We start from the raw sequence: 17,126 nt of genomic DNA on the forward strand, positions 1-17,126 counted from the left end.
TATGAGCAGTGCTTCAGACGTCGTGGACGGGTGCGCGGTCCGGGTGGTGGACCGGGAGAAGGTGGCCCTGGTCACCGCCGCCATGCCCGAGACCGACACCGTCACCGACCTGGCGCACGTGTTCGGGCTGCTCTCCGACCCGGGCCGGCTGCGCATCATCGTGGCCCTCCTGGAGGGCGGCGAGATGTGCGTCTGCGACATCGCGGCGGCCTGCGGGCATAGCGAGTCGGGCGTCTCGCACGCGCTGCGGCTGCTGCGGGCCCACCGGGTCGTGCGGGTCCGCCGGGCGGGCCGGATGGCCTACTACCGGCTGGACGACTCGCACGTACGGCTACTGCTGGACCTTGCGCTCGCGCACGCCGGCCACCGGGGGGAGGGCTCATGAGCGACGATCACGGCCACGGCCACGACCCCGGCCAACCCCCAGCCCAGACCCAGCCCCAGACCCAAGGTCGCGGGCATGGGCACGGCCACGGGCACGGAGTCTCCGGGAACGCCGACAAGCGCTACCTGACCGGTGCGCTGGCGCTGATCGTCGGCTACATGAGCGTCGAAGTGATCATCGGTGTGGTGGCGCGGTCGCTGGCGCTGATCTCCGACGCGGCGCACATGATGACCGACGCGTTCGCGATCGTGCTGGCGCTGGTGGCGATGCGGATCGCGGCGCGACCGCCGCGCGGCGGTTACACCTACGGCATGCGGCGCGCCGAGATCCTGTCTGCGCAGCTGAACGGCCTGACGCTGCTGCTCCTGGCCGCCTACTTCGTCTACGAGAGCGTCGTGCGGCTGCTGGACCCGCCGAGCGTGAACGGGCAGCTGGTCTTCTGGACCTCGCTCGCCGGCATCGCGGTGAACGTGGGCGCGACCTGGCTGATCAGCAAGGCCAACCGGAGCAGCCTGAACGTCGAGGGCGCGTTCCAGCACATCCTGAACGACCTGTACGCGTTCATCGCCACGACCATCGCGGGCCTGGCGATCTGGCTGTTCGGCTTCGACCGGGCCGACGTGATCGCCTCGCTGATCGTGGCCGCGCTGATGCTCAAGGCGGGGTACGGGCTGCTGCGGGACGCCGGGCGGGTGCTCATGGAGGCCGCCCCGGCCGGGATCGACCCGTCCGAGCTCGGCACCCGGCTCGCCGAGCGGCCGTGCGTCGAGGAGGTCCACGACCTGCACGTCTGGGAGGTCAGCTCCGACTACCCGGCGCTGTCGGCGCACGTGCTGGTGGAGCCCAAGGGCGACTGCCACGCGGTACGGCGCGACCTGCAGGAGCTGCTGCGGTCCTCGTACGGGATCACCCACACCACGCTCGAGGTCGACCACGTGGACAACGAGTACCACTGCGAGGACCCGCACGGGCCGCGGCACGTCGCCGCCGACGCGGGCGGGCCGCACGAGCACATCGGCCAGGCGGACTGCGGCCACTGATCCCCGGCCGGTCACCCTAGGCCGATCCCCCGGCGCGAGCTACCAAGATCCTTCGTTGGTACAGTCACTCTAAGTAGTCGATCACAGCCTTACTGTGACTGATCTCGGGGGATATCAGGATGAAAGCACGTGTGCCCGCCGGCGTTCTCATCGCCGGCCTGGGCGCGGGCACGGCGCTCACCTTCGCCGCCGGACCCGCGATGGCCGCCGAACGCACCGCCGCGACGACGCAGGCCAGGGCGCAGGCCGCCGCCTGCGTCCGCGTCCAGCAGGGCGGGCGGAACGTCTGCGCGCTGGTCAAGCCGCTGGTCCAGAGCATCGGCCTGAAGTTCGTCGGCGACCTGATCTGCGGCGGTGACAACGCTCCGGACCTGAACGCCCTGATGGCGCTCGGCAAGCTCGCCGACCAGGCCAAGGAGGCCAAGGCCAAGTCCGACGGGCCCGACATCGGCACGCTGCTGCTGCTCGCGGGCGTCGGCGACGCGCTGAACAAGCCCGTCGGCGAGCTGCTGAAGAACCCCGCCATCAAGGCCGCGCTGGCCAAGGTCCCGAACCTGGACGCCCTCGCCACCAAGCCGACGAAGGACGTCCTGCCGCAGATCCTGCAGGGCCTCGGAGTGAAGGTGCCGGACCTGAGCAAGCTTCAGGACGTGACCAAGGGCCTGACCGACATCTCCAAGGGCCTGCCCGACCTGACCAAGCTGCTCCCGAAGGCGCCCGGCGCTCCTGCCGCACCCGCGGCCCCGGCTGCTCCCGGTGTTCCCGCGGCCCCGGCCGCACCCGCTGCTCCTGCCGCGCCTGCCGCACCCGCTGCTCCGCAGGCACCTGGGCTGCCCGACCTCAGCAAGTTCCTGCCGAAGCTGCCCAACCTTCCCGGTCTGCCCAAGGGCCTGCCCGATCTGAGCAAGCTCTTCCCGCAGGCCCCGGCCGCTCCGGCAGCACCCGCGGCCCCGGCCGCTCCGGCGGCCCCGCAGGCTCCGGCCGCTCCCGCCATGCCTGCCGCTCCGCAGGCACCCGCGATGCCCGCAGCACCTGCCGCTCCGGCGGCTCCTGCCGCTCCTGCCGCTCCGGCCACCGCTGTGGCACCCGCCGCACCCGCTGCTCCGGAGGCCCCGGCGGCACCCGCCGTCCCGGCCGCCGCACCCGCAGCTCCGGCCGCCGTACCAGCCGCACCTGCCGCTCCGAAGGCGGAGCAGCCGCCCGGCAAGTCCGGCGAGGCCCCTGGGCACAACAAGGCTCCGAACGAGCCCGCCATGCCCAAGTTGTCTTGATCTGATCTGCGGTGACCGGAGGCCGGGTCTGCGCGCCAACACCTGCGCGCGGGCCCGGCCTCAGGCGATTTCGGCCAGCATCACCGGCAGGGCGGCCTCGAGCTCCCGCTGCCAGTACGGCCAAGAGTGCGTTCCCCGGTAGAAGTGCGTGGACGCCGGGATCCCGAGCTTCTTGAGCTTGCCGGTGAACTCCAGCCCGACCCGGTGCGCGAGCGCCTCCAGGATGTCGGGGTCGGTGCCGGGCTGCGGGTCGTACGGCCCGGGGCTGCCGTCGCCCGCGCTCACGTACAGCCGCACGCCCGACAGCCGGTCGACCAGCTCGTAGGGGTTGTGCTGGCGCCACACCACCCGCTGTACCTCCGGATCGCCCCACACGTCCGTCCAGTCGGCGGCGGGGCAGCCGATCGCCACGCCCAGTTCGATCAGGTCGGCGACGTCCAGGCCGCTGTCGTCGCGGTGCAGGGTGTGCAGCGGGCCGCTGAACGAGGCGGCCGCGCGGAACAGCCCGCGATGCCGCGCCGCATAGGCCATCGCCCCCATGCCGCCCATTCCGCTGCCGGCGACGGCGCGCGCCGTTCCGGCCCGGTATCCGCGTTCCAGGATCTGCCGCACCTCTGTCAGATGGAACGTCTCCCACTTCGGCGGCCCGGCCTTACCGTGATTCCACCAGTCGGTGTAATTGCCGCAGCGCCCGCCCGCCGGCATGACGACGATGACGCCGGAGTCCTCGGTCATCCGTTCCACGTCGGTATTGGCGGTCCACGAGGTGTGCTCGGCGGGCGCGCCGCCCGCACCTGCCAGCAGCCACAGCACGGGCCAGGTGCGCCGGCCGTCCCGTGACCAGCCGCGCGGCAGCAGCAGCCGCACCTGGACGGGCATCGCCAGCACCGGGGAACGAATGGTCAGGTCGAGCGTCCTCCGGCCGCGAAAACGTTCGCCGATGACCGTCGCGCCGTCGTCGGCGGTGGGTGAGGAAGCCTCCGCCGGGCCGTCGGGGGCAATGGACGCCGAAAGCGCGACCAGGCCCGTAATAAAGCCCGCTCCGACCCATCCACGTCGCCACATGTTTTCGCCCCGGTCAATCCCTTACCGTCTTTTGGTTAATATCCCCCGAATCAAGCTTGGTCCAACGCGTGGTAACCGGTTAATAAAATGCACTGGCGCCGGCCGGTCCCGTACGGCCGGGTAGGGTGACCGGACGTGGAGGGGAGCGGAGCCGTCGAGATGCGCACGAAACCGGAGCTGGAGACGGCGATCCGCCAGGGCGGCGACGCCGTCCTGATCGTCAACGCCCGGTCGCGGCGCGGCCGGCGCAAGTTCGGCGAGGCGCGGCGGCTGCTGGACGAGGCGGGCCTGGCGTTCGCGCAGGTCATCCCGGTCACCGACCCGACCCGGCTACCGGAGATCTTCACCGAGGCGCTCGCCGCCAAGCCCGACCTGATCGTGGTCGGCGGCGGCGACGGAACGGTCGCGACGGCGGTCAGCCACCTCGCCCACCGCGACGTCGCGCTCGGCGTGCTGCCGCTCGGCACCACCAACAACTTCGCCCGCAGCCTGGAGCTCCCGCAGGACCTCGCGGGCGCCGTGGCGGTACTGCGCGACGGCAAGGTCGCCGACGTGGACGTCGGCTGGTTCACCACCACCGACGCGGAAGGCCCCGGCGCCGAGGACGACGAGGCCGAGGGCGACGAGCGGCACATCTTCGCCAACATGGTCAGCCTCGGGCTGTCGGTCCAGGTCGCCGGCAAGGTGCCGCACGGCCTCAAGCGGATCGTCGGCCGGGCCGCGTACGCGCTGACCGCCGCCCGGCTGCTCCCCCGGCACGAGGCGTTCAAGGCCACGATCCGCATCGGCGACGACGTCAGCGAGGTCCGCACCCACCAGCTCAACGTGGCGAACGGCGCGCACCACAGCGGCCAGCGCATCGCGCGCGACGCCAGCCCCGACGACCGGCTGCTGGCCGTCTACCGGCTGGGCGACGAGCGCCGGCTGCGGCTGGCCTCGGCGACGGCCCGGCACGTGCTCACCGGCCAGTGGCGTTCGCTCAGCGAGGGCGCGTTCGTGACCACCGACCACGTCGACATCGAGACCGATCCGCCGATGGGCGTGGACGTGGACGGCGAGATCCGCGGCCGGACCCCGGTCAGGATCCGGCTGCTCGGCAACGCCCTGCGCGTGATCGTCCCGCAGTCCTTCACCGACACCTGAGCATCGACACCTAGACGTTCAAAGAACGCCGCGCGCGGCCAGCAGTTCCTTCAGCCGGTCCTGCGGGAGCGCGGGCGAACGGTGCCCGTTCCGCCCGATCATCTCCTCGGACGCGAGCAGCACGTTCAGCACCGCCTCCTCGACCGCGTGCACTACCGCCTCGTAGAACGGGTCGATGCGGTTCCACGGGACGAATCGCAGCGACTCATAGCCCGGCTCCCCCACCGCGAACCCGCTCGTCAGAGCGCCCGGGTTGGCCGTGGAGAACGCCAGGAAGATGTCGCCCGACGAGTGCTGCCCGTAGGTTCCGGTGCGGGCGAGCCCGAGCGGCACCCGTCGCGCGAGCGCGCTGCACTGCCCGGGCAGCAGCGGCGCGTCCGTCGCCACGACCACGATCACCGATCCGGCGCCCGCGAGCCCCATCCAGTCGTCGGTCGACATCGGGTCGTCGTCCGCGAGGTCCTCCCCCACCGGCACGCCGCACACCGTCAGATCGCGCCGCGACCCGAAGTTGGCCTGCAGGAACACCCCCACCGTGTAGGAGTCCGACCCGTACTCCACGACCCGCGACGCGGTCCCGTTGCCGCCCTTGAAGCCGTAGCAGTTCATCCCGGTCCCGCCGCCGGCCGAGCCCTCCGCCACCGCGCCGGAACGGGCCGCGTCCAGCGCCGCCGCGGCGTGCTCGGGCCGTACGGTGTCGGCGTCGATGTCGTTGAGGTAGCCGTCCCAGGTCTCGGCGACGACCGGCAGCAGCCACTCCAGCGCGTCCGGGCGCTCGCGCCGCGTCCACTCGATCACGCCGCGATGGCACGGTCCGACGGCGTGCGTGTTGGTGATCAGCACGGGACCGCCCAGGGATCCGGTCTCGGCGAGCCAGTGCGACCCGGTCATCTCGCCGTTGCCGTTCAGCGAGGAGAACCCGGACGCGCACGGCACCGCGAAGTCGGCACGCCCGCGCGGCAGCAGCGCCGTCACGCCGGTCCGCACGTCCGTGCCCTCGATCAGCGTGGTGCAACCGACCTCCACGCCCGGCACGTCGGTGACGGCGTTGAACGGTCCGGGCTCGCCCCGCAGCGGCAGTCCGAACGGCCGGGCACGGGTCATCGGTCCCCCTCCAATGCAAGATCCTCCAGTTCGCGGCCTGTCACGTCCGCCGCATAGGCCCGCAGCAACCGGCCGGCCTCCGCGACGCCCACGGTCGGCACCGCCATCACCATGTGCAGCCCGTAGCCGTCCTCCAGCGCGACCAGGTTGCGCCCGAGCGTGGAGGCGTCCCGCGTGAGCGAGAAGACCCCGGCCGCCGCGCCCGCCTCCAGAATCCGCGCGTAGATGCCGACCTGCCGCTCGTACAACCGGATGTGCTCGGCCGCGTACGCCGGATCGCGCCGCGCGATGGTGCCGAGCTCGTACAGCAGCACGCACAGCTCGTCGCCGGGCCCGGCCGGCAGCCCGCTGGCGATCATCGCGGCCAGCCGCCGGCGCGGGTCGGGCTCGCCCGCGACCGCGCCCTCGCGCGCCGAGCAGAACCGTTCGACGGCCTCGCGCTGCACCTCCCGCAGCAGCTCGGTGAGCGTCGGGAAGTAGTAGAGCACCGAGCCGGGCGACATCTCGGCCCGCTCGGCGACGTCGCGCAGCCGCAGGTCGAGCATCCCCCGGTCGAGCACGGCGCGCCGGGCGGCCTCCACCAGTTCGGCCCGGCGCTCGTGCGCCCTGCTTGGTCTCGCCATGGCTGACATTCTCGGAAGATCGTTCAAACAATGCAAGTCAACGCTCATGAAACCTTGACGCATCCACCCTTGGTTGTTTGATACTCGTTCAAAGAATTCTCGGGCAGGAGGTCCCCATGGCCGTCTCCGACCTCGACTCCCCCACCGCCTCCCCGCCGCCCGCGCTGCACCGCGGCCTGCGCATGCTCGGCACGCTGTTCATCGTGCTGTCCGCGGTCACCCCGGCGTCCTCGGTGTTCATCATCGCGCCGGGCGTGATCTCGCAGGCGGGCACCGGCGCGTTCTGGAGCTTCGCCGCGGCGGGCGTCGTCGGAGTCTTCATGGCCTTCGTCTACGCCGAGCTGTCGTCGGCCTACCCGCTCACCGGCGGCGAGTACGCGATCGTCGGCCGCACGCTCGGCCGCCTGCCCGGCTTCGTGATCCTCGGCCTGATCCTGGTCACCCAGCTGCTGATCCTCGCCGTGATCGCGCTCGGCGTCGGCACCTACCTGGGCGTGCTGTTCGACGGCCTGAACGGGCCGGTCGTCGCCGCCGTGACCGTCGCGGTGGCCGCGGTCGTCGCCATCCTCGACATCAAGGTGAACGCGCTGGTCACCGGCGTCTTCCTCGCGATCGAGATGGCGGCCCTGGTGATCCTGTCCGCGCTCGGCTTCCTGAACGTGGAGCGCCCGTTCACCGACCTGCTCGCGCACCCGGTGGTCGCGGGCGGGCACGGCGGGCTGACCGCCGCCTCCGCGGGCCTGATCGCGGCCGCCACCGCCGTCGCGATCTTCGCCTACAACGGCTACGGCTCGGCGGTCTACTTCGGCGAGGAGACCCACGACGCGCACCGCACGATCGCCCGCACGATCCTGTGGGCGCTCGGCGTCACCGTCGCGGCCGAGCTGATCCCGGTGACCGCGGTCCTGCTCGGCGCACCCGACCTGAACAAGCTGTTCGGCGCGGACAACATGCTGGAGTACGTCATCACCGAGCGCGGCGGCGACACCCTCAACACCGTCATCAGCCTGGCCATCGCGCTCGCCATCCTGAACGCCGTCATCGCCATCATGCTGCTCACCGCGCGGCTGGTCTTCAGCTCCGGCCGCGACGGCACCTGGTCGCCGAAGGTCGACGGCGCCCTCACCGCGCTCCACCCGCGCTTCGGCACGCCCTGGATCGCGACGGTCCTCACGGCCGTGCTGAGCGCCGCCGCGTGCTTCCTGCCCGAGAAGTTCCTGCTGGTGGTGACCGGCACGTCGCTGGTCGCGGTGTACGCGGCGCTGTGCGTCGCCGTCATCGCCGGGCGCCGCAACGGCACGACCGCGCACGCCGCGTACCGCATGCCGCTGTTCCCCGCCGCGCCGATCGCCGCGCTGGCCGCGCTCGGGTACGTGATCTACCAGAACGCCAAGGACCCCGAGATCGGCCGCCCGAGCCTGGGCGTGACGGTACTGGTCATCGCCGTGTCCGTCGCCTACTTCCTGCTCGTCCTGCGCCGCCGCGGCGGCTGGGATCTGAGGGGCCCCGACTCCGCCGAGTCCATCGAAGAGACCCCTACTCGGTGAGCTCGATGCCGTACTCGCGGATCTTGCGGTAGATCGTCGCGCGGGACATGCCGAGCGCCGAGGCCGCCTGCGTCTTGGACTTGGACTCGCGCAGGCTGCGCACGATCGCGTCGCGTTCCATCGCCTCCAGCGGCGTCAGCACGCGGCGCAGCGACGAGTGGCACTCGGGCGGCAGGTCCTGCACGCGGACCATGCCCGACCGCCGCCGCTGCGTCACCTCGATCAGCGTCCTGACCAGCTGCGCGACGTTCCCCGGCCACGGGCAGCGCATCAGCAGCCGCATCGCCTCGGGCGAGCAGGCCAGATCCTCGCCGCGCGACAGCCGCGCCAGCAGATAGGGAACCAGGTCGCGCAGGTCCTCGATGTGATGGCGCAAGGGCGGGACGCTCATCGACCGGGGGAAGTGGCTGAGCACCCGGTCCAGCGCCGGGGTGGACGCGGCCAGGTCGGTGACGGTCGCCGCGGCCCAGGGCCGGTCGAGCGGGTGGTCCGGCGAGCGGGCGGCCTCGTCGAGCAGCGCGGCCAGGTCGTCCAGCGCGTCGGCGTCCAGCCGGTCGAGATGGCGCAGCACGATCATGCCGTCGCCCGCCGCGAGCTCCCGCCCGACCAGCTTGGCCCAGGCGCGCGGGTCGGCGCAGTCGGCCGCGTCGTGCACCCGGATGTAACCGGACGGGTCGGCGAGGCGCTGCGCGGCGCGCAGCAGCGTGAGCTTGCCGGTGCCGGGCTCGCCCTCCACGACCAGCCAGTCGCCGGACCGCCGGTCGGCGCGGATCTCCTGGCAGCACCCGCGCCACAACCGGCTCGTGCCCGCGACGCCGGGCAGCGCCGCCGAGGGCGCCGCGGCCCCGGTGGCCGCCGCACGCCCGGCGGGCAGCGAACGCGGCGCGAACTCCTCGACCCTGACCTGGACCACGCCGCCCGCCGGGCCGGTCTCGCTCCAGGCGGGCTTGACCAGGACCCTGGCCTCCAGCCCGCTCGGCAGCTCGATCTCCATCACCGCCCGCCGCGCCGTGCTGACCGCGTCGGCGGCGTGCCCGAGCAGCACGGTCTGGTCGTCGGCCGACAGCCGCCGGTGCGCGGCCTCGTTCATCATCACCACGTCGGCGTTGGTCGCCAGCACCGGCCCGGTGGTCCGCCGGCACGTGCGCAGGTACTCGCGGAACAGCGCGAGCTCGCGGATGCCCGTGCTCTCCAGCAGGTTCTTCTCGATGCGCTGCGAGGTGGTGCGGGCGAGCGCCGCCAGCAGCGGCCCGGCGTCGCGGCTCCAGCACGTGAGGTCGAGCAGCCCGAGGACCGCGCCGGTCGTCGGATGCGACACCGGCGCGCCCGCGCACGCCAGCATGTCGAGTTTCTCGGCGTAGTGCTCGTGACCGAACACCTCGAACGGCGCGCGGCTCTCCAGCGCGCTGCCGATCCCGTTGGTGCCGACGAACTGCTCGGAGTAGCTGAACCCGGGGGCCAGGTCGACGCGGTCCAGCTGGCGTTCCAGCTCGGTGTCGCTGGTGAGGCGCTCCAGCACGGTGCCCTGGGTGTCGGTGAGGATGATGCTGACGGGCGCGCGGTCCAGCTCGTCGCACAGCTGCGCCAGGATCGGCTGCGACGCCCTGACCAGCAGCATCTCGTGGTTCGGGTCCTTGACGAAGGGGACCGGCGCGTTGCCCGCGTCCACGTCCCAGCTCCGCGACCGCAGCCAGGAGTTCAGGATCGCGGGGCGGACCGCGCCGGACTCGACCGGGTCGTCGGTGAGGAAGTTCTCCCTCGCTTTCGCAAGGGCCTGCTGCCGTCCGGTCGATGGCGCGACGGCCATGGCGGCCTCCTCGGAACGGTTTGTTACCCAGACATTACGGCGGGTCCGGCGTCCTGTCGTGTCTCAAATTGAGACCGAGGTCCACCCTGCGCAGGTGTGTCATGACGGCACGCAAGCGAGGGAGGCAGGCCGTGAGCCGACAGAGTCTCAGCAAGGCCCACAAGAAGATCACCGAGCTGTCCTGGGAGCCGACCTTCGCCACCCCGGCGCGCCGGTTCGGCACCGACTACACCTTCGACAAGTCGCCGAAGAAGGACCCGCTGAAGCAGATCCTGCGGTCCTACTTCCCGATGGAGGAGGAGAAGGACAACCGCGTCTTCGGCGCGATGGACGGCGCGATCCGCGGCAACATGTTCCGCCAGGTCCAGCAGCGCTGGATGGAGTGGCAGAAGCTGTTCCTGTCCATCATCCCGTTCCCGGAGATCTCCGCGGCGCGGGCGATGCCGCTGGCGATCGACGCCGTGCCCAACCCCGAGATCCACAACGGGCTCGCCGTCCAGATGATCGACGAGGTCCGGCACTCGACGATCCAGATGAACCTGAAGCGCCTCTACATGAACCACTACATCGACCCCGCCGGGTTCGACATCAGCGAGAAGGCGTTCGCCAACAACTACGCGGGAACGATCGGCCGGCAGTTCGGCGAGGGGTTCATCACCGGCGACGCGATCACCGCCGCCAACGTCTACCTGACCGTGGTCGCCGAGACCGCGTTCACCAACACCCTGTTCGTGGCGATGCCGTCCGAGGCCGCCGCCAACGGCGACTACCTGCTCCCGACGGTGTTCCACTCCGTCCAGTCCGACGAGTCGCGGCACATCAGCAACGGCTACTCGATCCTGCTCATGGCGCTCGCCGACGAGCGGAACCGGCAGCTGCTGGAGCGCGACCTGCGCTACGCGTGGTGGAACAACCACTGCGTCGTGGACGCGGCCATCGGCACGTTCATCGAGTACGGCACCAAGGACCGCCGCAAGGACCGCGACAGCTACGCCGAGATGTGGCGCCGCTGGATCTACGACGACTACTACCGGTCCTACCTCATGCCGCTGGAGAAGTACGGGCTGAAGATCCCGCACGACCTGGTCGAGGAGGCCTGGAACCGCATCTACACCAAGGGCTACGTGCACGAGGTCGCGCAGTTCTTCGCGACGGGCTGGCCGGTGAACTACTGGCGCATCGACCCGATGACCGACGCCGACTTCGAGTGGTTCGAGCACAAGTACCCCGGCTGGTACGACAAGTACGGCGCCTGGTGGGAGAACTACAACCGGCTCCGCTACCCCGGCCGCAACAAGCCGATCGCGTTCGAGGACGTCGACTACCAGTACCCGCACCGCTGCTGGACCTGCATGGTCCCGTGCCTGATCCGCTCCGACACCGTCCACGAGAAGGTCGAGGGGCAGTGGCGCACGTACTGCTCGGAGACCTGCGCCTGGACCGACACCACCGCGTTCCGGCCCGAGTACGAGGGCCGCGAGACGCCGAACATGGGGCGGCTCACCGGCAAGCGCGAGTGGGAGACGCTCTACCACGGCATGGACCTGGCCGACATCATCTCCGACCTCGGCTACGTCCGCGACGACGGCAGGACGCTCATCCCGCAGCCGCACCTGGACCTGGACGACCCGAAGAAGCTGTGGACGCTCGACGACGTGCGCGGCATCGAGTTCGCCAGCCCGAACATCCTGCTGAACGAGGCGTCCGACGACGAGCGCGAGGCCATGATGACCGCCTACAAGGCGGGCGGGCCCGCGGGCCGCTTCGCGTCCAACGGGCACTGACCCGGGCGAGCGGGCTGATCACTCATGGGCGACAAGCACCGCGTCCGCTTCGATCCCGTCGACCTGGAGATCGAGGTCGACGAGGACGAGACGATCCTGGACGCCGCGTTCAGGCAGGGCATCACGCTGATGCACGGCTGCCGGGAGGGCCAGTGCGCGGCCTGCAAGTCGTTCCTGCTGGACGGCGACCTCCAGCTGGACCGCTACTCCACCTTCGCGCTCGCCGACTACGAGCTGGAGGAGGGCTACGTCCTGCTGTGCAAGGGGCACGCCTACAGCGACCTGGACATCGAGCTCATCAACTACGACGAGGAGACCCTCAGGTCGGCCAAGCCCCTCCGCGACCTCACCGCCGAGGTCGTGGAGGTGGCCGGCCTCACCCACGACATCTCGCTGCTGCGGCTGCGCCCGCTGGACGGCGTGGCGCTGGACTACCACCCGGGCCAGTACGTCGACATCACCATCCCGGGGACGAGCGAGCACCGCTCGTTCTCGATGGCCACCACCCCGGCCACGCCCGGCGAGCTGCAGTTCGTGATCAAGAGGTATCCGGGCGGCCGATTCTCCGGGCTGCTGGAGGGCGGCCCGGACGGGATCGCCGCCGGTCATGAGCTCGCGCTGCGCGGCCCGTACGGCGCGTTCACCCTGCGCGAGCGGTCCGAGCGCCCGCTGCTGTTCATCGGCGGCGGCGCGGGGATGGCGCCGATCCTCAGCCTGCTGCGGCACATGACCGAGGCGGGCGTCGATCGCCCGGCCGTCTACTACTACGGCGCGCGCACCGCCGCCGACCTGTTCTACCTGGACGAGCTCAAGGCGCTGGAGAACGTGCTGCCCGACTTCCGGTTCGTGCCGTGCCTGTCGGAGAGCAACGGCGACGGCTCGGCGACGGGCGCGCCCGGCGAACTGGAGTGCGCGCTCGGGCTGGTCACCGAGGTGGTGGAGCGCGGCGAGCCGGAGCTGGCCGAACGGGACTGCTACCTGTGCGGGCCGCCGCCCATGATCGACGCCGCGATGGCCCTGCTCACCGGCGCGGGCGTGCCGCACGACCGGATCTTCTACGACAAGTTCACCACCACCGCGCCCGGATGAGGGCCGGGCCGAGGAGGCGACCGATGACGACACAGGCCAAGCCCGACGACCGAGCCGAGCGCAGCTTTCCCAAACCCGAGTTCACCGACGCCGAGGCGGGCGCGCTGGAGTTCCCCAGCTCCGACAGCCGGTCGTTCAACTACTTCACGCCGCGCCGGATGCGCGCGACCACCTACGAGGACGTCACCTACGACGTGCAGCCCGACCCCGAGCGGTACCTGACGCAGGGCTGGATCTACGGGTTCGCCAAGGGCCCCGGCGGCTACCCGCTGGACTGGACGTCGCTGCGCAGCTCCGACTGGCACCGGTTCCGCGACCCGAACGGCGAGTGGGAGCAGACGATCTACCGCAACAACGCCAACGTCGTGCGGCAGATCCAGCAGAACCTCGCCGACGCCAAGCTGGCCGAGGCCTACGCGGCGTGGCCGCCCGCCTGGGTGCGCTTCGTCGAGCGCAACCTCGGCGCGTGGATGCACGCCGAGCACGGCCTCGGCATGCACGTGTTCATGGCGGCGCAGCGGTCCGCGCCCACCAATATGATCAACAACGCGATCGCCGTCAACACCATGCACAAGCTGCGCTTCGCCCAGGACCTGGCCCTGTACAACCTCGACCTCAGCGAGTCGGGCATCGGGTTCGACGGGTCGGTGCACCGCGAGGTGTGGCAGGAGGACCCGGTCTGGCAGAGCGTCCGCCGCAACGTGGAGCTGCTCACCACCGTCGAGGACTGGGCCGAGGCGCTGTTCGCCACCGGGATCGTGTACGAGTCCCTGGTCGGCGAGCTGTTCCGCAGCCAGCTCGTCATGCAGATCGCCGCGCGCAACGGCGACTACGTGACGCCGTCCCTGGTCGGCACGGGCGAGCAGGACCACGTCCGCGACCTGTCCTACACCCGCGAGCTGTTCCTGCTGCTGGTGCGGGACGAGCAGCACGGCGCCCGCAACCGCGAGGTGCTCGGCGAGTGGCTGGACCGGTGGATCCCGGTCAGCCTGCGCGCCGCCCGCGACCTGCAGCCCATCTGGTCGCAGCCGCAGGAGAAGGCGATCTCCTTCACCGACTCGCTGACGGCGGCCCGCGACGGGCTCCGGTCGCTGCTGGCCGATCTGGACCTCACCGAGCCGAAGGAGCTGTCGCAATGACCACCAGCGCCGGTACGGGTACGGGCGCGTTCGGCGCCGTCAACCGGACCTCGTCCAACCGGGCGGGCGTCACCCTGATGAACAACCAGAACGGCTACATCGTCGCCGAGGTGATGCGTCACAAGCCGGGCGTGACGGTCAGCGAGTACCCCTCGATGATCCGCGTGGACGGCGAGCGGAAGCTGGAGTTCGACTTCGACGAGATCGGCGACGCCCTCGGGACCGAGTTCGACCAGTACGACTTCGAAGAGATCATGTCGACCCACTACGGCCGCATGGTGCACCTGGACGACCGCACCGTGCTGTTCGCCAACCCCGAGGACGCGGCCGAGTACATCGACTTCGACCTGCGCCCCGTCGAGACCTCCTAGGGAGCCGTGGATGTACACCAAGGACGGAGAGAACTACTTCGTCGTCGACGGGCACGTGCACTTCTGGGACGGCGGGCCGGCCAACCAGGCCAACCGCTACGGCACCGGGTTCACCGCGTGCTTCTACGACTACCACCGCAACCTCAGCCCCGAGGGGTGGGTGTGGTCGCTGGAGAAGTTCGGCAACTACTCCGAGGACGACATGCTGAACGACCTGTTCGGCGTGGGGTACGTCGACCAGGCCATCTTCCAGCCCACCTACCTGACCGACTTCTACACCAACGGCTTCAACACGACCGAGCGCAACGGCGCGCTGGCCGAGGCCAACCCCGGCAAGTTCATCGTCAACGGCTCGTGGGACCCGCGAGACGGCGAGGGGGGCCTGAAGAAGCTGGAGGCGCTGAAGGAACGCTGGAACCTGCAAGGCGTCAAGCTCTACACCGCCGAGTGGAAGGGCTCCTCTAAGGGCTGGAAGCTGAGCGACCCGTGGGCCTTCAAGTACCTGGAGAAGTGCGAGGAGCTCGGCATCCGCAACATCCACGTGCACAAGGGCCCCACGATCTACCCGCTCAACATGGACGCCTTCGACGTGCGCGACATCGACGACGCGGCCAGCCAGTTCCCGAACCTGCGGTTCATCGTCGAGCACGTCGGGCTGCCGCGGCTGGAGGACTTCTGCTGGATCGGCACGCAGGAGCCGAACGTCTACGGCGGGCTCGCGGTCGCGATGCCGTTCATCCACACCAGGCCGCGCTACTTCGCGCAGATCATCGGCGAGCTGCTGTACTGGATCGGCGAGGACAAGCTGCTGTTCGCCAGCGACTACGCCATCTGGCACCCCAAGTGGATCATCGAGAAGTTCGTGGACTTCCAGATCCCCGAGGACATGCAGAGCGAGTACGGTGCGCTCACCCCCGACATCAAGCGCAAGATCCTCGGGCTGAACGCCGCCGCTCTCTACGACCTCAAGGTCCCCGACGCGGTCCCCGTCCCGGCGCCATGACGGGGCACACGCCATGACCGACGCGAGGGTTCCGCTGAGAGAGGCGGTCTGGGAGGCCCTCGGCACGGTGCGCGACCCCGAGCTCGACGAGCCGATCACCGAGCTCGGGTTCGCCGCCGCGACCGTGACCCGTGCCGGAGCCGCCCGCGTGCGGCTCCGGCTGCCGACCTACTTCTGCGCGCCCAACTTCGCCTATCTCATGGTCGCCGACGCCCGCGACGCCGTCGCGGGCGTTCCCGGCGTCACCGAGATCGACGTTCGGCTGGAGGACCATTTCGCGGCCGAGGAGATCAACGCCGGGGTCGCGACGGAGTCGGGGTTCGCGGACGCGTTCCCTGGCCTGGCCGACGGCGAGCTGGCCGCGCTGCGCCTGACGTTCCAGCGCAAGGCCCATCTGGCCGCCATCGAACGGGCCTGCCGCGTGCTGGCGGACGCCGGCAGATCGGTCAAGGAGCTGGGCGAGGCGCGGCTCGGCGACCTGCCCGACTCGGCCGCGCGCACCAGCCTGCTCCGCCGCCGCACCGACCTCGGGCTGCCGACCGGGCCCGACGAGCGGCTGCTGGTCGACGACGAGGGCAGGCCGGTGGAGGACGGCCTGGTCGCGGGCCGGATCCGGTTCGCGCAGGCGGTACGGGTGAGCATCGAAGGCAACTCCGGGTTCTGCCGCGGGCTGTTGAAGACCCGCTACCCCGATCGAGCCCAGACCGAGGAAGGAGAGACCGTCCGATGAGAGCCGTCCAGCTCGGCGCCTACGACAAGAGCCCCGAGCTCACCGAGGTGCCCGACCCGACCGTCACCGGCCCGCTCGATGTGATCGTCCGCATCGGCGGCGCCGGCGTGTGCCGCACCGACCTGCACATCATCGAGGGCCAGTGGGCCGAGAAGTCCGGCGTCACGCTCCCCTACACCCTCGGCCACGAGAACGCGGGCTGGGTCCAGGAGACCGGGTCCGCGGTCACGCACGTCTCCCCCGGCGACAAGGTCATCCTGCATCCGATGGCCACCTGCGGGCTGTGCATGGCCTGCCGGGCGGGCGACGACGTGCACTGCACCGACAGCGTCTTCCCCGGGATCAACGCCGACGGCGGGTTCGCCGACCTGCTGAAGACCAACGCGCGCGCCGTCGTGAAGCTCGACGACTCGCTCGAACCGGCGGACGTCGCGGCGCTCGCGGACGCGGGCCTCACCGCCTACCACGCCGTGCGCAAGGCGTCCCGGCGGCTGCGCCCCGGCCACCGCGTCGTGGTGATCGGCGCGGGCGGGCTCGGGCACATCGGCGTGCAGGCGCTCGCCGCGCTCACCGCCGCCGAGATCATCGTCGTCGACCGGAGCGAGGGCGCGTTGGCGCTCGCCGCCGAGATCGGCGCCGACCACACCGTGCCCGCCGACGGCACCCAGGTCGCCGCGGTCCAGGAGCTGACCGGCGGCGAGGGCGCCGAGGTCGTCATCGACTTCGTCGGCGAGGGCGGCGCGATCGAGGACGGCGTCGCGATGCTGCGCCGCGCCGGGGACTACCACGTGATCGGCTACGGCGGCGAGCTCCGGGTCCCGACCATCGACGTCATCTCCACCGAGATCAACTTCATCGGCAACCTCGTCGGCTCCTACACCGACCTGGTCGAGCTCATGGCGCTCGCCGCGCGCGGCGAGGTCACCCTGCACACGACCGCCTACCCGCTGACCGACCACGCGCGGGCGCTCACCGACCTGGACCGCGGCGAGGTCCGGGGCCGCGCCATCCTCATCCCTTGATCG

The 17,126-nt window shown here is 70.9% G+C and carries 16 protein-coding genes; 12 read left to right on the forward strand and 4 right to left on the reverse strand.

Going from position 1 to position 17,126, the window contains the following annotated elements:
- Position 1 precedes the first annotated feature (1 nt).
- From J4573_RS42280 to J4573_RS54730, 3 genes are all read left to right on the forward strand, one after another.
- Positions 2-385 carry an ArsR/SmtB family transcription factor gene (locus tag J4573_RS42280; RefSeq protein ID WP_208261797.1) on the forward strand — a complete coding sequence of 128 codons (384 nt, stop codon included), beginning with the start codon at positions 2-4 and terminating at the stop codon, positions 383-385.
- Entirely contained in the window at positions 382-1,425 is a 1,044-nt protein-coding gene (locus tag J4573_RS42285; protein WP_208261798.1) for a cation diffusion facilitator family transporter, read from the forward strand. The genes J4573_RS42280 and J4573_RS42285 overlap by 4 nt, the downstream gene beginning before the upstream one ends.
- Positions 1,426-1,544: 119 nt before the next feature.
- Positions 1,545-2,696 carry a hypothetical protein gene (locus J4573_RS54730; RefSeq protein ID WP_243774453.1) on the forward strand — a complete coding sequence of 384 codons (1,152 nt, stop codon included), beginning with the start codon at positions 1,545-1,547 and terminating at the stop codon, positions 2,694-2,696.
- A 60-nt stretch (positions 2,697-2,756) separates the two neighbouring features.
- On the opposite strand, the gene J4573_RS42295 is transcribed toward J4573_RS54730, so the two are convergent.
- Positions 2,757-3,761 (reverse strand): alpha/beta hydrolase, encoded by a 1,005-nt coding sequence (locus tag J4573_RS42295; protein WP_208261799.1) that lies wholly within the window; start codon positions 3,759-3,761, stop codon positions 2,757-2,759.
- 159 nt (positions 3,762-3,920) lie between these two features.
- Between J4573_RS42295 and J4573_RS42300 the strand changes: the two genes are divergently transcribed.
- The gene (locus tag J4573_RS42300) at positions 3,921-4,904 is read left to right on the forward strand and encodes a diacylglycerol/lipid kinase family protein (protein ID WP_208261800.1); all 984 of its coding nucleotides are present in this window, start codon (positions 3,921-3,923) and stop codon (positions 4,902-4,904) included.
- Between the two features lie 18 nt (positions 4,905-4,922).
- On the opposite strand, the gene J4573_RS42305 is transcribed toward J4573_RS42300, so the two are convergent.
- Both J4573_RS42305 and J4573_RS42310 read right to left on the reverse strand, forming a co-directional pair.
- Positions 4,923-6,008, reverse strand: coding sequence for a DmpA family aminopeptidase (locus J4573_RS42305; RefSeq protein WP_208261801.1), 1,086 nt, complete (start codon positions 6,006-6,008; stop codon positions 4,923-4,925).
- A complete protein-coding gene (locus tag J4573_RS42310) occupies positions 6,005-6,631 on the reverse strand; it encodes a TetR/AcrR family transcriptional regulator (RefSeq protein ID WP_208261802.1) in 627 nt (208 codons plus the stop codon). Before J4573_RS42310 ends, J4573_RS42305 begins: the two co-directional genes overlap by 4 nt.
- 116 nt (positions 6,632-6,747) lie before the next feature.
- Between J4573_RS42310 and J4573_RS42315 the strand changes: the two genes are divergently transcribed.
- Positions 6,748-8,178, forward strand: a complete 1,431-nt coding sequence (locus J4573_RS42315; RefSeq protein WP_208261803.1) for an APC family permease — start codon at positions 6,748-6,750, stop codon at positions 8,176-8,178.
- Here J4573_RS42315 and J4573_RS42320 read toward each other — a convergent pair.
- Positions 8,168-9,985 (reverse strand): sigma-54-dependent Fis family transcriptional regulator, encoded by a 1,818-nt coding sequence (locus J4573_RS42320; RefSeq protein WP_208261804.1) that lies wholly within the window; start codon positions 9,983-9,985, stop codon positions 8,168-8,170. The genes J4573_RS42315 and J4573_RS42320 overlap by 11 nt on opposite strands.
- Positions 9,986-10,116: 131 nt before the next feature.
- Between J4573_RS42320 and J4573_RS42325 the strand changes: the two genes are divergently transcribed.
- Genes J4573_RS42325 through J4573_RS42355 form a run of 7 tightly spaced genes read left to right on the forward strand, consistent with a single transcriptional unit; the run spans position 10,117 to position 17,123 of the window.
- Complete coding sequence (locus tag J4573_RS42325) at positions 10,117-11,769, forward strand: ferritin family protein (protein ID WP_208261805.1); 1,653 nt, start codon at positions 10,117-10,119, stop codon at positions 11,767-11,769.
- A 24-nt stretch (positions 11,770-11,793) separates the two neighbouring features.
- A complete protein-coding gene (locus tag J4573_RS42330) occupies positions 11,794-12,858 on the forward strand; it encodes a 2Fe-2S iron-sulfur cluster-binding protein (RefSeq protein ID WP_208261806.1) in 1,065 nt (354 codons plus the stop codon).
- A gap of 23 nt (positions 12,859-12,881) precedes the next feature.
- Positions 12,882-13,997: an aromatic/alkene monooxygenase hydroxylase subunit beta gene (locus J4573_RS42335; protein ID WP_208261807.1), complete on the forward strand. Its 1,116-nt coding sequence runs from the start codon at positions 12,882-12,884 to the stop codon at positions 13,995-13,997.
- Complete coding sequence (mimD, locus tag J4573_RS42340) at positions 13,994-14,368, forward strand: propane 2-monooxygenase effector subunit MimD (protein WP_208261808.1); 375 nt, start codon at positions 13,994-13,996, stop codon at positions 14,366-14,368. The genes J4573_RS42335 and mimD overlap by 4 nt, the downstream gene beginning before the upstream one ends.
- A gap of 10 nt (positions 14,369-14,378) precedes the next feature.
- Positions 14,379-15,371, forward strand: a complete 993-nt coding sequence (locus tag J4573_RS42345) for an amidohydrolase family protein (protein WP_208261809.1) — start codon at positions 14,379-14,381, stop codon at positions 15,369-15,371.
- A gap of 13 nt (positions 15,372-15,384) precedes the next feature.
- Positions 15,385-16,101 (forward strand): iron-sulfur cluster assembly protein, encoded by a 717-nt coding sequence (locus tag J4573_RS42350; RefSeq protein ID WP_208261810.1) that lies wholly within the window; start codon positions 15,385-15,387, stop codon positions 16,099-16,101.
- The gene (locus J4573_RS42355) at positions 16,098-17,123 is read left to right on the forward strand and encodes an NAD(P)-dependent alcohol dehydrogenase (protein WP_208261811.1); all 1,026 of its coding nucleotides are present in this window, start codon (positions 16,098-16,100) and stop codon (positions 17,121-17,123) included. The genes J4573_RS42350 and J4573_RS42355 overlap by 4 nt, the downstream gene beginning before the upstream one ends.
- Positions 17,124-17,126 lie beyond the last annotated feature (3 nt).

Source organism: Actinomadura barringtoniae (assembly GCF_017573505.1).
Classification (GTDB): Bacteria; Actinomycetota; Actinomycetes; order Streptosporangiales; family Streptosporangiaceae; genus Spirillospora; species Spirillospora barringtoniae.